Here is a 14861-nt window from a genome sequence, read left to right on the forward strand (position 1 = left end):
ACCGCATGCCCCACTGAGCACTCACCGGCAGGGTAGCCCCACCCCTGGGAGGGTGTGGAAACGTCTTCCAGGTGTCGGATCCCCCGCTAGATTGGGGACTCCCCCACGACCGACCAACACCCGCAGCCGGCGACGCGCCCAGAGCCCGGGTCAGAGGCGGGCGAGCACCACGCTCGCCCCGGGGCCGGAGAGCTCGGCGGGGGCGGGCGCGCGGCCGTGGAGCAGGAGGAGCACCGCCTCCGCGCTCGTGCGGACCTCGGGGCCCGAGCCGTGGGACCACCCGGCGTCCTCGGCGACGAGGCGTACGCCCGCCACCCGGCGCCGCGCGCTGCCGCCGACCACGGCGGTCAGCGGCCACGGCGTGCGGAGGGCGAAGTCGGCCACCGGGGCCAGGGCCTCCGGCGGCACCGCGTGGGGCAGGCCGAGCGGGCGGCGCACGTCGAGGCCGTGCACGACGGCGTCGGCCAGGGCGGCGACCACCGGCATCCCCGCCGGGCGGGCGTCGTCGGCGAGGTTGCGCTCGAGCCGGTCCAGGATCGCCTTGTGCCCGCGACCGGACCACTCGACCGCCGACCGCTCGATCATCCGGTTGATCGAGAAGCCGTGGCGGGCCAGCGCGGCCGCGGCGGCGCCGGGGCCGAGGACGGGCGCCCATGCCAGGTGGGCGGCGACGTCGACCACCCGCCAGCCGGCGCAGAGGGACGGCACCTGCCACCGGGCGTCGTCCAGCGCGCGCAGCGTGTCGATCAACGCGCCTCGCTCGGTCCGGAGGAGGTCGAGAAGTGCGGAGTCGGTGGTCATGGCGCTCTCCTGCCGCGGCAGCGACGTCCGAGCCCCCGGCCCGGTCAGTCGAGTGGACGGTTCTCGTAGGGGGTCGACAGCACGATCGTGGTGCGGGTCGACACGCTCGCGGCCGCGCGGATCCGGGCCAGCAGCTCCTCGAGCGCGTACGGCGTGGCGACGCGGATCTTGAGGATGTAGGACTCCTCGCCGGCCACCGACCAGCACGACTCGATCTCCGAGATGCCCATCAGCCGCTCGGGGTAGTCGTCGGGCTGGGAGGGGTCGATCGGGGTGATCGAGATGAACGCCGTGAGCGGGCGGCCGAGCTGCTCGTGGTCGATCGTCGCGCCGTAGCCCTTGATCAGCCCGCGCTGCTCGAGCCGCTTGACGCGCTGGTGCACCGCGGAGGTCGACAGGTCGGTCGCCTTGCCGAGGTCGGTGAACGACATCCGGCCGTCGGTCGCCAGCAGCGCGAGGATCTGGCGGTCCTTGGCGTCGACCTCGGAGGAGCTCACGCTCGCCACCCTAGTCCGATCCCGACAGCGCCTGCACGAGGCGCACGGCCGACGAGCCGAGGCCCCAGCGGGCGTCGAGGGCGACCACCGCGTCATGGTCGGCGGGCGTACGCGGGCGGGTCAGGTCGGGCGAGCCGAGGTCGAGGTCGCGACGCACGGCGACCACGCGCGGCGCCACCGCCAGGTAGTCGGCGGCGGCCTTGATCTTGCCCCGCGGACCGGGTCCCATGTCGGAGTCGGGGTCGCCCGCCGCCGCGATGATCGCCTCGACCGTGCCGAACCTGCCGAGCAGCGTCGCAGCCGTCTTGTCGCCGACCCCGGCGACGCCGGGGAGGCCGTCGGAGGCGTCGCCTCGCAACGTGGCGAGGTCGGCGTACTGCCGGGCGTCGACGCCGTACTTGGCGCGCACCCAGGCGTTGTCGACCCGCTCGTGCTTGCTGACGCCGCGCGCGACGTAGAGCACCCGCACCTCGGCCTCGTCGTCGACGAGCTGGAACAGGTCACGGTCGCCGGTGACGATGTCGACCGGCATCCCCGCGCCGGTGGCCAGGGTGCCGATGACGTCGTCGGCCTCCATCTCGGCGTGTCCCACCACGGGGATGCCGTAGGCCGCGAGCACCTCGCGGATGACCGGCACCTGCGCCTCGAGCGGGTCGGGCACCTCCTCGACGTCGGGCCGCGGGCCAGGCACCTCGCGCACCACCCGGTGCGCCTTGTAGGACGGGAGCAGGTCGACGCGCCACTGCGGGCGCCAGTCGTCGTCCCAGCAGCAGGCCAGGTGCGTCGGGTCGTACTCCCCCACCAGCCGGCTGATGAAGTCCATCAGCCCACGCACCGCGTTGACCGGCGTCCCGTCGGGCGCCTTGACCGAGTCGGGCACGCCGAAGAACGCCCGGAAGTAGAGCGAGGCGGTGTCGAGCAGCAGGAGGCGGTCGCCGGTGGCCATGGCCGGAAGCCTTCCACATCCGGGCGTCGGCGACCGGCCGCACCGGTCGCCGACTCGCGGGGTCGTCAGTCGGCCAGGACGCTGTAGGCGATCACACCGCGCTTGAGCAGGCGGGCCGTCGCGCGGGCCGTCTCGCGCAGCTCACGCTCGCCCGCCGCGTCGGCCACCTGGCCGCAGAGGTCGAGGAGCTGCTTCATCCAGCGGACGAAGTCGCCGGCCGACAGCCCGGTCACCATCAGCACGTCGTCGAGGTCGTCGCCCTCGGCCCAGCGCCACGCCGCCCACGCGAACCCGAGGTCGGGCTCGCGGAGGAAGTCGAGCCGGTGGTCGCGCTCCAGCGCGTCGAGCTGGCCCCAGACGCGCACGAGCTCGGCCAGCACCGGCCGCACCTGCCCGCCGGGCATCTTCGGCGAGGAGGCGTCGTCGGCGCGGCGCGCCTCGAAGACCAGCGCCGAGAGCACCGCCGCCAGCTCCGACGGTGCGAGGTCGTCGAAGAGCCCGGCCCGGATCGCCTCGGCGGCGACGAGGTCCATGTCGGTGTAGAGGCGCCGCAGGTGCGAGCCCTTCTCGGTGACCGTGTCGCCCTCGAGGTAGTCGAGCGCCGTCAGCACGTCGCACACCCGGTCGAAGGTGCGCGCGACGGTGTTGGTGCGGTTGTCGACGCGGCGCTTGAGCGTCTCGGTGTCACGCTCGAGCTTGTACCAGCGCTCGGCCCAGCGGGCGTGGTCCTCGCGCTCGGGGCACTGGTGGCACGGGTGGGCCTTCAGCTCCGCGCGCAGCCGGCCGATCTCCCGGTCGGTGGGGGTGTCGCTGAACGAGTCGCGCTGACGGGTGCGGCGCGCGCCGGGGGCGTCGAGGCCGTGGGCCTTGGCGCGCAGCGCGGTGGCGAGGTCGCGCCGCATGGCGGGGTTGCGGCCGTTGAACGACTTGGGGATCCGCAGGCGCCCGATCGCCTCGACCGGGGTCGGGAAGTCCATCGGCGCGAGTCGCCGGGCCTGTCGGTCGGCGGTGACGACGTAGGGGCGGGGCTCGTCGCCGGAGTGGCCCGGGTCGATCACCACGGCGAGCCCGCTGAACTTGCCCGCCGGCACGTGGATCACGTCGCCGGGCCGCAGCTTGCCGAGGGACTTCATCGCCTCCTCGCGCCGGTCGAGGCGGCGCTCGCGCGCGGCGCCCTTCTCGAGGTCGGAGATGCGGCGGCGCAGGCCGGCGTACTCCATGAAGTCGCCGAGGTGGCACGTCGCCGCCTCGCGGTAGCCGTCGAGGGCCTCCTCCGCCTTGTGCACCTGCCGGGCCAGACCGACGACGGCCTTGTCGGCCTGGAACTGGGCGAACGACTGCTCGAGCAGCTCACGTGAGCGCGCGCGGCCGAACTGGTGCACCAGGTTGACGGCCATGTTGTAGGACGGGCGGAACGAGGAGCGCAGCGGGTAGGTGCGGGTGGAGGCGAGCCCGGCGACCTCGCCCGGGTTCATCCCGGGCTGGTAGAGCACGACGCCGTGTCCCTCGATGTCGAGCCCGCGACGACCGGCCCGCCCGGTCAGCTGGGTGTACTCCCCCGGGGTCAGCTCGGCGTGGGTCTCGCCGTTCCACTTCGAGAGCTTCTCGATCACGACCGTGCGCGCGGGCATGTTGATGCCGAGCGCCAGCGTCTCGGTGGCGAAGACGACCTTGACCAGGCCGTCCTGGAACAGCTCCTCGACGACCTGCTTGAACGCCGGCAGCAGCCCGGCGTGGTGGGCGGCGACGCCGCGGGTGAGGCCGTCGAGGAACTCGTGGTAGCCCAGGACGTGGAGGTCCTCCTCGGGCAGGGTGCGCGAGGCCTCCTCGACCCGCGCGAAGATCTCGTCGCGCTCGGCCGCCGTCGTGAGCCGGATGTTGGCCTGCACGAGCTGGGTGACGGCGGCGTCGCAGCCGGCCCGGCTGAAGATGAAGACGATCGCCGGGAGCAGGCCCTCGCGGTCGAGGCGCTCGACGACGTCGACGCGGCTCGGGATCCACACCCGGCGGCCGTTGCCGACGGCACGGGGGTTCTTCGACGAGCCGGGCCTGCCCTTGCGGGGCGAGCGCCGGTCGCGCATCAACCGGGAGCTGGCCCAGTCGTCGCGTGCGATGCGGGTGAGCTCGTCGTTGACCGGGGCCCCCTCCTTGACGAACCCGGCGCTCGCGTCGACGTCGGAGGAGGCGAACAGGTCGAGCAGGCGGCGCCCCACCATGACGTGCTGGAACAGCGGCACCGGCCGCTTCTCCTCCACGATGGTGGTGGTCTCGCCGCGCACGGTCTCCAGCCACTCGCCGAACTCCTCGGCGTTGGACACCGTCGCCGACAGCGACACCAGCGTCACCGACTCGGGCAGGTGGATGATCACCTCCTCCCACACCGCGCCGCGCATCCGGTCGGCGAGGTAGTGGACCTCGTCCATCACGACGAAGCCGAGGTTGAGCAGCGTGCGCGAGCCGGCGTAGAGCATGTTGCGCAGCACCTCGGTGGTCATCACGACCACGGGTGCCTCGCCGTTGACGACGTTGTCGCCGGTCAGCAGGCCGACGTTGGCGGCGCCGTAGCGCTTGACCAGGTCGTGGTACTTCTGGTTGGACAGCGCCTTGATGGGCGTGGTGTAGAACGCCTTGCGCCCGGTCTGCAGGGCGAGGTGGATGGCGAACTCGCCGACGATCGTCTTGCCCGAGCCGGTCGGGGCCGCGACGAGCACTCCGCGCCCGTCCTCGATCTCGCGGCAGGCACGCACCTGGAAGTCGTCGAGCTCGAAGCCGTAGAGGCCGGCGAAGTCCTTGAGCATCGGGTAGGGCTTGTCGCGACGGAACGCGGCGTAGCGCTCCGCCGGGGTGGACTGGTCGTCGTGCTCGCTCATGCGATCACCTCCAGGGCGCCGGGGACGCAGTCGATGGTCAGGGGCAGTGGGCCGAAGCGCTCGCCGTCGGCGTACGACACGATGCCGGGCGCCGCGACCGTCACCGAGCGCACCCGGCGGTGGACGTACTCGGCGACGCCGTGGACCTTGCCGGTGAACAGCCGCGGGTAGGAGCGCACCAGCTTGGTCTTGCTCATCCGGGTGATCACGACGACGTCGAGCAGCCCGTCGTCGAGCAGCGCGCCCTCGGTGATGCGCATCCCGCCCCCGAACGACGGACCGTTGCCCACCGCGACGAGCATCGCCTCGTGCTCGACGGTGTCGTCGTCGAGCTGCAGCACGTAGGGAATCGGCCGGAACGTGCGTAGCTCGGCGAGGGTGGCGAGGTTGTAGCGCATCTGCCCGCGCGGCCACGTCATCGCGTTGGCGCGCTCGTTGACGATCGCGTCGAACCCGGCGGCGAGCACCGTGACGAACCAGCGGTCGCCGCTGCGGGCGAGGTCGATGGTGCGTCGCCGCGAGGCGATCACCCGATCGGCGGCCGCTGCCGGGTCGGTGCGCGGGAGGCCGAGGTAGCGCGCGACGTCGTTGCCGGTGCCGCTCGGGATCAGGCCGAGGGGTACGCCGGTGCCGGCCACGGCCTGCAGGCCGAGGTGGACCAGCCCGTCACCGCCGCACAGCACGAGCGCCTCGACACCGTCGGCGACGCAGGCGCTGGCCAGGTCGGCCGCCTCGTCAGCGTCGCGGCCCTGGAGGTTGCGCACCACGAACCCGGCCTCGCGGAGCCGGGCCAGCGCGACGTCGCGGTGCCGGGCTCCGCGGCCGCCGCCGGCCGTCGGGTTGGTCAGCAGGGCGATCTCGCGCCCTCGCACCTGGTGCTCGGGAGCCGCGGGGTGGAGCATGGCGCGACCCTATCCCCCGGCACCGACTCGGGCGGGCGGGTACGTCGCCGGTGCGCGCCGCGAGCGGTCAGCCGAGCCGCAGCAGGGCGGCGTAGCGCTCCGGGCGGGCCCCCACCGCGCGGGCCAGACGCCCGAGGGCCTCCAGGACCAGCTCGGGGCCGAAGCCGGTGCCCGGGACGGCCAGGGCCAGCCGCGACCCGCGCTCACCGACCATCACCTGGCCGTGCCGCCAGGCCTGATGCACCCGCAGCCGCGTCGGGTCGTCGACCACCGGGGCGGGGTAGGCCTCGTCGACCGCCAGCAGGTCGCACACGATCTCCTGCGCCGGGTCGTCGGCGGCCGTCAACCGGCCCTCCACCAGGTGCCCGGTGCGCAGCCCGGCGTCGGCGCGCCAGACCACGTCACTGGTGCCCAGCCACTCCGGCAGGTCGAACGGGTCGATGTCGGTGAGGGCGGCGTGCTGCATGGCACCACCCTGTCAGAGCGCCCTCAGAGGGGTGACAGCTCGTCCGGCGCGAGGCCCGCGTTGGGCGCGCGCCGCTCGCGTCGCCGGTCGTTGAACCGGGCGATCGCCTCGGAGGCGAAGAACAGCAGCACCATCGGCACCGCCATCAGCGTCATGGTGAAGGGGTCGGCCGAGGGCGTCGCGACGGCGGCGAAGATGAAGGTGCCGATGACGATCCACGGTCGGTAGGCCTTGAGGGCGGAGCCCTTGACGACGCCCGCGAAGTTGAGCAGCACCACGAACACGGGGATGTTGAACGCCAGCCCGAACACGAACAGGGTGCGGGTGAAGAACTGCAGGTAGTCGTTGAAGTCGATGAGGTTGGTGACGCCCTCGGGGTTGAAGCCGATGAGCACCTCGAGCGCCACGGGCAGCGTCACGTAGCCCAGGACGATGCCGGCGAGGAAGAGGGGCCCGGCGACCGCCACGAAGATGCGGCTCATCCGCCGCTCCTGCTCGTAGAGCCCGGGAAGGACGAACGCCCAGATCTGGTAGAGCCAGTAGGGCGCGGTCACGATGGCGGCGGCGAACCCGCACAGGGTCAGCCAGAGCAGCAGGCCGGCTCCGGCGCCGCTGGTGGTCGCGGTGGTGGTGCCCTCGGGGAGCTTGGCCTGCGCGTCCTCGTAGGGGCCGTAGACGAGGTCGATCAGGAAGTGCCGGAACACCAGCGCCACGGCCAGTGCCAGCACGAAGACGAGCAGGCACCGCAGCAGCCGGGCCCGGAACTCGCGGAAGTGGTCGGCGAGCGCCATCCGGCCGTCGGGGCCCACGGCGTCCTTCGGCGGCCCCTTGAACAGGCCGACGAGACCGGCGATCCTCACGCTCCTCGGGACTCCTGGACTCAGGCGGTGGTGTCGTCGCGCCGCTCGCGGAGCACCTCACCCGACGCGTCACCCCGGGGCGCACGGTCGAGGGTCTGGTCGTGGGACTGGCCGTGGGTCTGGTCGCGGGCGGCGTCGGCGGCCTTGGCGCGCGCCTCGATCTCGCGCTGCTCGGGCGTCTTGTCGGTGTCGTCGTCGCGCAGGCCCTTGGTCTCCGTCTTGAAGATGCGGAGCGCCTGGCCGGAGCTGCGGGCGAGGTCGGGCAGCTTGGCGGCACCGAACACGAGCACCACGATCGCCAGGATCACGAGCCACTCGAGACCCTGCGGCATGCCGATCATCGGGTTGAACATGGTCTCACTCCGTCATTCGTGCGGTTGTGTGGATGTCGCTCGGGCGATCAGTCGGAGTCTACGCCGTCGTGCTCGTAGAGGCGGAGCGCCGCCCGGGCGGCCGCCGTGAACGCCTCGGCCCAGGCCGTCGGCGCGAGCAGGGTGGCGTGGGGCGCCAGCCGCAGCAGCAGCGACTTGGCCCACTCCTCGCTGGCGACCTCCAGGTCGACGTCGAGCGTGCCGTCCGGCCCGGGACGGCGCCCCGTCACCGGGTAGTACTCGGCCACCCACCGCGCGGGGGGCGCCAGGCGCAGCGTCACGGTGGTGGTCTCGGCGTCGGTGAACCAGCCGCCGGTGAGGTCGCGGGCGCGCGCCCCGGGGTCGGCGACGGGGCTGTCGAGCTCGGTGGCGGCCACGATGCGGTCGACCCGGAACGCCCGGTCGCCGCCGGCCGTGTGGCACCAGGCGTCGAGGTAGAGCAGGTCCTCGACACGGGCGAGGCCGCGCGGGTCGACGACCCGCTGGGACTCCTGGTCGCGCGACGGCACGTGGTAGGTGATCTCGACCTGGTGGCCGTGGGAGATGGCCGACTCCAGGACCGGCACCACGGCGCTGCGCTCGAGCGGGGTGGGGGCGACGTGGAGGCGCAGGAGGCCCTCGTCGTCCTGGCCCGCCGCCTCCTCCAGCTTGGCGAGGGTGCGCTCGATGAGCTCGCGGGCCTCGGCCGGGGCGGTGTCGACCATGGTGCGGAGCGCGACGACGAGCGAGGTGGCCTCGGCGGGCGAGAAGCGCACCGGACGGGCGAGGTAGTCGGCGTTGTCGACGCGGATGACCCGGTCGCCCTCGAGCGCGTCGAGGTCCACCTCGATCAGGTCGCCGGGCAGCCCCGGGGAGAGCCCGGTCATGAACAGCAGCCGCAGATCACGCTCGATCTGCTCGGCGTCGGTGCCGAAGTGCGCCGCGGCGTCCTCGAGGCGCACCTCGCCGCGGGCGAGCAGGTAGGGCACCAGCGCGAGCAGGCGCGCGACCTGGTCGGGCGCGGTGTCTCCGGCCTGCGCGGTCATCGGTCCTCCCCCGCTCCGGCCACGGCGCGCAGCCGGGCGACGACCTCGTCGCGCAGCGACTGCGGCGCCTCGGCGACCGCGTCGGCGCCGCAGGTGAGCACCTCGTCGGACAGCTCGGGCACCGTGCCCTCGACCACCACGGCGTCCCAGCCGGAACGGTCCGCGAGCGGGGTGACCGACTCCGCGCGCCGGCGCAGCCCGACACCCGTGCCCTGGCGCACCCGGATCTCCGCGCGGACCGACGGCACCGACGGCGAGAGCCGCCGCGCGACCTCACGGACGTCGGTGCCCGCGGGGACGTCGTACGCCCCGGACCGGCCGCTGGCCCGGACCGGGCCGACGATGCGCGAGAGCCGGAAGACGCGCTCGGCGCCGCGGTCGACGTCGAAGCCGACGACGTACCAGCGGCCCGACGACCGCACCAGGCCCCACGGCTGGACGCGGCGGGTGGTCGGCTCGGTCTCGTCGGCGCGCTGGTAGGGGAAGCTGACCTGTCGGCGCTTGCCGGTCGCGTCCCACAGCGGCTCGAACGCCGGCTCGTCGGCGGTGATGGCGGGAGCGACGACCTCGAGGCGCGAGGGGTCGATCTCGACGCCCTGTCCCTTCAGCTTGGCCAGGGCGCGGCCGGTCGCCTTGGCCAGCGTCGCCTGCTGCCAGACCTGCGCGGCGAGGCCCAGCACGGCGGCCTCGTCGGACTCGAAGCGGATCTCGGGGAGCGACGTCTGCTCGGTGGGGATGCGGTAGCCGATCTCGTCGTCGAAGAACGCGTCCGCGCTGCCGACCTCGATGACCGCGCCGATCTGGCGCAGCGCGTCCTTGTCGCGCTCGAAGGCCCGTTCGAACGCCTCGTCGCCGGCCGGCCCGCGGGGGTGCTCGGGATAGCACGCCTCGCGGATCGCGTCCTTGCCGATGAAGCGCTTGGCTCCGAGCAGCAGGATGTGCAGGTTCATCAGCCGCTCTGCTCGTGGCGTCGCCATGCCTGCCCCGCTCCTCCCGCCGGCCCCTCGGATCAGGAGGCGGCCAGGATGTCGACGACGAAGAACAGGGTGTCGGTGCCCTTGATGCCGGCCTGGTCGTTGCCCTTGCCACCGTAGCCCTTGGCCGGCGGGATCTCGATGATCACCCGCGAGCCGACGGTGCGCCCGACCAGTCGCTCGTCCCAGCCCGGGATGACCTGCCCGACGCCGATGGGGAACTCGGCCGGCTCGCCGCTGTAGGACTCGTCGAAGGGCGCGTCGGCCCCGTAGACCTGGCCGAGGTAGTCGACGGTCAGGGTCTGCCCCGCCTTCACCTTGGCGCCGTCGCCCTTGACGAGCGTGGTGGCGATCAGCTCGCCGCTGGGCTCGTGAGCCGTCGTGAAGTCGAGGCCGGTGATCACGCCGTCCTTCTCGACCAGGCTCGGCGCCCAGCCCGCGGGCTTCTTCTTCTCGCCCTGGGGGCCGTCGAGGGGCGGCACGGTCTCGGCCGTGCCGAGGATGTCGACGACCGCCAGCACGGCGTCGCGGTTGCCGATGCCGATGTCGGGGCGGCCGCCCTCGCCGAACGCCTTCTCGGCCGAGGTCAGCAGCACCACGCGGTCGCCCACCTGGTTGCCGATGATGGCCTCCCGCAGGAACGGCAGCACGTCGTCGGCCATCTCCACCGACTTGGTCCCGCCGCCCTTGGTCCAGGTGCTCTGCGCCTCCTCCTCGGTGAAGCCGTTGCCGATCCACCAGTTGGCCTGCACGGTGTCGCCGTCGGCGACCTCGTCGCCGTCTCCCTCGACGAGGACCTCGGTCTCGTCCTTCGAGCCGTCGAGGCGCCCGTCGAAGGTCACCTTGGGCTCCTCGCCCTGCTTGCCCTCGATGGTCACCGAGCTGAGCGGCGCGCCACCCTCGTCGGTGTCGCTGGACTCCGAGCCGCACGCGGCCAGTCCGAGCATGCTGAGGGCGAGGACACCGCTGAGGGCAGCGGAACGTACACGAGACACGGATTCACCTGTTCGATCGGTCGGCGTTGCCCGGTCACCCTATCCAGCGATCCCCACCCGGCATTCCCCGACACCGCCACGCGCGGCGTCGAGGATCCTCACATGCCGTCGATCAGCCGCTGGACGCGCTCGTCGTAGGCCTTGAACGGGTCCTTGCAGAGCACGGTGCGCTGGGCCTGGTCGTTGAGCTTGAGGTGCACCCAGTCGACGGTGAAGTCGCGGCGGCGCTCCTGCGCGCGGCGGATGAACTCGCCGCGCAGCCGGGCGCGGGTGTTCTGCGGCGGCACGCTCTTGGCCTCGAAGATCTTGAGGTCGCTGCTGACCCGGGCGACGGCCCCGCGCTTCTCCAGCAGGTAGTAGAGGCCCCGGCCTCGGTGGATGTCGTGGTAGGCGAGGTCGAGCTGCGCGATCCGGGCGTCGCCCAGCGACAGCCCGTGCTTGGCGCGGTAGCGCTCGATCAGCTTGAGCTTGATGACCCAGTCGATCTCCCGGTCCACCAGGCCCAGGTCGTCGGACTCGACGGCCTTGAGGCCGCGCTCCCACAGGTCGAGCGCCCGCTCGATCGTGGGGGTGGAGATCTGACGGCGGTCGACGAAGTCGCGGGCCTTGGACAGGTATTCGGCCTGGATCTCCAGCGCGCTCGCCTCGCGGCCGTTGGCGAGGCGGACCTTGCGGCGCCCGGTGGTGTCGTGGCTGATCTCGCGGATGGCGCGGATGGGGTTCTCCATGCTGAGGTCGCGCATCACCACCCCCTCCTCGATCATCCGGAGCACGAGGTCGCAGGAGGCGACCTTGAGCAGGGTGGTCGTCTCGCTCATGTTGGAGTCGCCGACGATCACGTGCAGGCGGCGGAACCTCTCGGCGTCGGCGTGCGGCTCGTCGCGGGTGTTGATGATCGGGCGGCTGCGCGTCGTGGCGCTGCTGACGCCCTCCCAGATGTGCTCCGCGCGCTGGCTCACGCTGTAGGACGCGCCGCGCGGGGTCATCACGACCTTGCCGGCGCCGACCACGATCTGGCGCGTCACCAGGAACGGGATCAGGATGTCGGCCAGTCGGCTGAACTCGCCGGCGCGGCCGACCAGGTAGTTCTCGTGGCAGCCGTAGGAGTTGCCGGCGGAGTCGGTGTTGTTCTTGAACAGGTAGATGTCGCCCGCGATGCCCTCCTCGTGGAGGCGCTGCTCGGCGTCGAGGAGCAGGCCCTCGAGGATCCGCTCCCCCGCCTTGTCGTGCGTGACGAGGTCGACGATGTCGTCGCACTCGGGAGTGGCGTACTCCGGGTGGCTGCCGACGTCGAGGTAGAGGCGGGCGCCGTTGCGCAGGAAGACGTTGGACGAGCGTCCCCAGCTCACGACCTTGCGGAAGAGGTAGCGGGCCACCTCGTCGGGGCTCAGCCGGCGCTGCCCCTTGAACGTGCACGTGACGCCGTACTCGTTCTCGATGCCGAAGATGCGCCGGTCCATGTCCACACCCTAGGACCGGGTGCCACGCGCGGTGGTCCGCCACGCACCGAAATCCCGGTGGGCGGTCCACGGTCTTGCCCCGACGTCTACCTTCTCGGGCATGGACGACACCCTCCTCGCCCCTGCCCACCCCCCGCGCACCAGCGCGCTCGACTCGTGGCCGGCCCACCTGGTGACCGCGGCGCTCACCGGTGTCGCGACCGCGCGCCTGCCGATGCAGCGCTGGTCACGACCGGCGCGCTGGGCGATGCACGGCGGGATGGGGGCGCTGGCCGGAGCGAGCGCCGCGCTGGTGGCCCACGACCCCGGCCGCGTCACCGTCCCGGCCTCCGGCCGGGACGGTGACGCCCGCGGGCTGGGCACGGGCACCGCGGCGGCCGTCGGCCTGGCCACGGGCCTCGTCGTCGGCGGGGTGAGCCGGGCGACCGAGTCGGTCGACGGCTGGGCCGAGGGCTGGCTGCGCCGGCGCGGCGTACGCCGCCCGCGCCTGTGGATGGGCGTCGCGGCGGCCGGTGCCTCGCTGGCGATCAGCGCGCTCGACCGCCGGGTCGCGGCGCAGCGTGAGACGAGCCGGGAGGCTCAGATCTCGCCCGGCTCGGTGGGCGGCGGAGGGGTGCCCGGGGCCGGCGGCTGACCGGGGGCCGGAGACGGCGGCGGGGTCGTCGGAGGCGCGACCGGAGGAGCGACGGGAGGCGCCACGGGCGGCTCGGCCGTGACCGGGTCCTCCAGGGGCGCGATGGCTCCCGAGACCTGGTCGGTCGGGTCGGCCGGGTCGTCCTCGCCGGACTGGCGGGGACCGGCCCCGGCGACGGCGTCCTCGGGGGCGGCCTCGTCGGCCTGCTCCGCTCCGCGTCCGCCGAGGATCTCGGTGATGCGGGAGGCTCGCACGCGCAGGAACTTGCGCGGCTGGGTGCGGGTGCGGTCGAGCGCGGCGACCTCGAGGGCGTCGGCGGGGATCACCCGGTCCTCGGTGTCGCTGTGCCCCAACGCCGCCACCGCCACGCGGAGGACGTCCTCGAGCGAGGCGCCGGCGACGTAGTGCTCGGCCAGGTGGCTCGCCACGACGTCGGCGGCACCACCCATCACGGCGTAGCCGTGCTCGTCGGCCACCTGGCCGTCGTAGGTGAGCCGGTAGAGCTGGTCGTCCTCGGGCGCGTCGCCGATCTCGGCGACGAAGATCTCGACCTCGTACGGCTTCTCGCCGCCGGAGGAGAAGATCGTGCCGAGCGTCTGGGCGTAGGCGTTGGCCAGCCCGCGGCCGGTGACGTCGCGGCGGTCGTAGGCGTAGCCACGCATGTCGGCGAGGCGTACGCCGGCGATGCGCAGGTTCTCGAACTCGTTGTAGCGCCCGACCGCGGCGAAGGCGATCCGGTCGTAGATCTCGCTGACCTTGTGCAGCGCCTGCGACGGGTTCTCCGAGACGAACAGCACGCCGTCGGCGTACTGGACCGCGATGACCGAGCGCCCGCGGGCGATGCCCTTGCGGGCGAAGTCGGCCCGGTCCTTCATCAGCTGCTCGGGCGAGACGTAGAACGGCATGCTCATGGGATGGGTGACTCCTGCGTCAGGTGAGGGGCGCGGCGGGGCCGTCGGGCCGCAGCATGCGGGCGGCGATCATCCGGTCGGCGATGACGGCGACCTCCGCGTCGGTCAGCCGGTGGCCGCCGTCGGGGGTGATCACGTGGACGACCGGGAAGATGCGCCGGGTCAGGTCGGGCCCTCCGGTCGCCGAGTCGTCGTCGGCGGCGTCGTAGAGCGCCTGGACCACGGCCGTGACCGCTCCCTCGGCGTCGAGGTCCTCGCGGTAGAGCTTCTTGAGCGACCCGCGCGCGAACAGCGAGCCCGAGCCCACGGAGTGGAAGGCCGTCTCCTCGTAGCGCCCGCCGGTCACGTCGTAGCTGAAGATCCGGCCGTGGCCGGCGGCGACGTCGTAGCCGGCGAAGAGCGGCACGACGGCCAGGCCCTGCATCGCCAGGCCGAGGTTGGCGCGGATCAGCGCGGCGAGACGGTTGGACTTGCCGTCCATCGACAGCGTGGTGCCCTCGATCTTCTCGTAGTGCTCCAGCTCGGTCTGGAACAGCCGCACCATCTCCACCGCCAGGCCCGCCGTGCCGGCGATGCCGACCACGGAGAACTCGTCGGCCGGGAAGACCTTCTCGATGTCGCGCTGGGCGATGATGTTGCCCATCGTGGCCCGGCGGTCGCCGGCCATCACGACGCCGCCGTCGAACGTGGCAGCGACGATGGTGGTGCCGTGCGGGGCGAGGTCACCGGCCTCGCCGGCGGGCACGGCACGCCGCGACGGCAGCAGGTCGGGGGCCTGCGCCCCGAGGAAGTCGGCGAAGCTGGACGTGCCGGGGGTCATGAACGCCGTGGGCAGGCGGCTCTCGCTCACTGTCCGCCCTTCTGGATGAACGACTTCACGAAGTCCTCGGCGTTGGTCTCGAGGACCTCGTCGATCTCGTCGAGGATCGCGTCGACGTCCTCGTCGATCATCTCCTTGCGCTCGGCGACGTCGGTCTCGGCGACCTCCTCGGTCGCCGTCTCCTCCTGCGAGGACTTGCGCGGCTGCTTCTGCTCCTGGGCCATGACTCGACCCTATCCACTCCCACCGACGCCACAAGGAGGTTCCACGTCGACGGGCCGGCGCGTCGGCCGGCGACTCGGCTGGCGACTTGGCTGGCGACTTGGAGG

Annotated in this window: 16 protein-coding genes; 1 reads left to right on the forward strand and 15 read right to left on the reverse strand. The window is 72.8% G+C overall.

Going from position 1 to position 14861, the window contains the following annotated elements; translation table 11 throughout:
- Window positions 1-150: 150 nt before the first annotated feature.
- The 12 genes from AC54T2_RS19140 to pafA all read right to left on the reverse strand — a co-directional run bounded on the left by AC54T2_RS19140 (window position 151) and on the right by pafA (window position 12167).
- Entirely contained in the window at window positions 151-801 is a 651-nt protein-coding gene (locus AC54T2_RS19140; protein WP_186342170.1) for a maleylpyruvate isomerase family mycothiol-dependent enzyme, read from the reverse strand.
- Window positions 802-845: 44 nt separating this feature from the next.
- Window positions 846-1298 carry an Lrp/AsnC family transcriptional regulator gene (locus tag AC54T2_RS19145; RefSeq protein WP_496666968.1) on the reverse strand — a complete coding sequence of 151 codons (453 nt, stop codon included), beginning with the start codon at window positions 1296-1298 and terminating at the stop codon, window positions 846-848.
- Window positions 1299-1308: 10 nt separating this feature from the next.
- A complete protein-coding gene (locus AC54T2_RS19150; protein WP_186342168.1) occupies window positions 1309-2244 on the reverse strand; it encodes a 5'-3' exonuclease in 936 nt (311 codons plus the stop codon).
- Between the two features lie 65 nt (window positions 2245-2309).
- Entirely contained in the window at window positions 2310-5114 is a 2805-nt protein-coding gene (locus AC54T2_RS19155) for a DEAD/DEAH box helicase (protein WP_186342167.1), read from the reverse strand.
- Window positions 5111-6016 (reverse strand): diacylglycerol kinase, encoded by a 906-nt coding sequence (locus AC54T2_RS19160; protein ID WP_496666969.1) that lies wholly within the window; start codon window positions 6014-6016, stop codon window positions 5111-5113. Before AC54T2_RS19160 ends, AC54T2_RS19155 begins: the two co-directional genes overlap by 4 nt.
- A 67-nt stretch (window positions 6017-6083) precedes the next feature.
- Window positions 6084-6482, reverse strand: a complete 399-nt coding sequence (locus AC54T2_RS19165; RefSeq protein WP_186342165.1) for a hypothetical protein — start codon at window positions 6480-6482, stop codon at window positions 6084-6086.
- Between the two features lie 23 nt (window positions 6483-6505).
- The gene (tatC, locus tag AC54T2_RS19170; RefSeq protein ID WP_186342164.1) at window positions 6506-7342 is read right to left on the reverse strand and encodes a twin-arginine translocase subunit TatC; all 837 of its coding nucleotides are present in this window, start codon (window positions 7340-7342) and stop codon (window positions 6506-6508) included.
- A 20-nt stretch (window positions 7343-7362) separates the two neighbouring features.
- Window positions 7363-7695: a twin-arginine translocase TatA/TatE family subunit gene (gene tatA, locus AC54T2_RS19175; protein ID WP_186342163.1), complete on the reverse strand. Its 333-nt coding sequence runs from the start codon at window positions 7693-7695 to the stop codon at window positions 7363-7365.
- A 47-nt stretch (window positions 7696-7742) separates the two neighbouring features.
- Window positions 7743-8738 (reverse strand): helix-turn-helix transcriptional regulator, encoded by a 996-nt coding sequence (locus tag AC54T2_RS19180; RefSeq protein ID WP_496666970.1) that lies wholly within the window; start codon window positions 8736-8738, stop codon window positions 7743-7745.
- A complete protein-coding gene (locus AC54T2_RS19185; RefSeq protein WP_496666971.1) occupies window positions 8735-9688 on the reverse strand; it encodes a helix-turn-helix transcriptional regulator in 954 nt (317 codons plus the stop codon). The genes AC54T2_RS19180 and AC54T2_RS19185 overlap by 4 nt, the downstream gene beginning before the upstream one ends.
- Before the next feature lie 59 nt (window positions 9689-9747).
- On the reverse strand, window positions 9748-10707 hold the full coding sequence (locus AC54T2_RS19190; protein WP_186342160.1) for an FKBP-type peptidyl-prolyl cis-trans isomerase: 960 nt from the start codon (window positions 10705-10707) through the stop codon (window positions 9748-9750).
- A 98-nt stretch (window positions 10708-10805) separates the two neighbouring features.
- Window positions 10806-12167 carry a Pup--protein ligase gene (gene pafA, locus AC54T2_RS19195; RefSeq protein WP_186342159.1) on the reverse strand — a complete coding sequence of 454 codons (1362 nt, stop codon included), beginning with the start codon at window positions 12165-12167 and terminating at the stop codon, window positions 10806-10808.
- Window positions 12168-12267: 100 nt separating this feature from the next.
- Here pafA and AC54T2_RS19200 point away from each other — a divergent pair, with 100 nt between their 5' ends.
- On the forward strand, window positions 12268-12801 hold the full coding sequence (locus AC54T2_RS19200; RefSeq protein WP_496666972.1) for a hypothetical protein: 534 nt from the start codon (window positions 12268-12270) through the stop codon (window positions 12799-12801).
- Here AC54T2_RS19200 and prcA read toward each other — a convergent pair.
- Genes prcA through AC54T2_RS19215 form a run of 3 tightly spaced genes read right to left on the reverse strand, consistent with a single transcriptional unit; the run spans window position 12747 to window position 14756 of the window.
- The gene (prcA, locus tag AC54T2_RS19205; protein WP_496666973.1) at window positions 12747-13712 is read right to left on the reverse strand and encodes a proteasome subunit alpha; all 966 of its coding nucleotides are present in this window, start codon (window positions 13710-13712) and stop codon (window positions 12747-12749) included. The two genes, AC54T2_RS19200 and prcA, sit on opposite strands and share 55 nt — an antisense overlap.
- A 19-nt stretch (window positions 13713-13731) precedes the next feature.
- Window positions 13732-14562 (reverse strand): proteasome subunit beta, encoded by an 831-nt coding sequence (gene prcB, locus AC54T2_RS19210; protein WP_241005405.1) that lies wholly within the window; start codon window positions 14560-14562, stop codon window positions 13732-13734.
- Window positions 14559-14756, reverse strand: a complete 198-nt coding sequence (locus tag AC54T2_RS19215; protein ID WP_186342156.1) for a ubiquitin-like protein Pup — start codon at window positions 14754-14756, stop codon at window positions 14559-14561. The genes prcB and AC54T2_RS19215 overlap by 4 nt, the downstream gene beginning before the upstream one ends.
- Window positions 14757-14861 lie beyond the last annotated feature (105 nt).

Source organism: Nocardioides sp. Z35_8, from assembly GCF_059621125.1.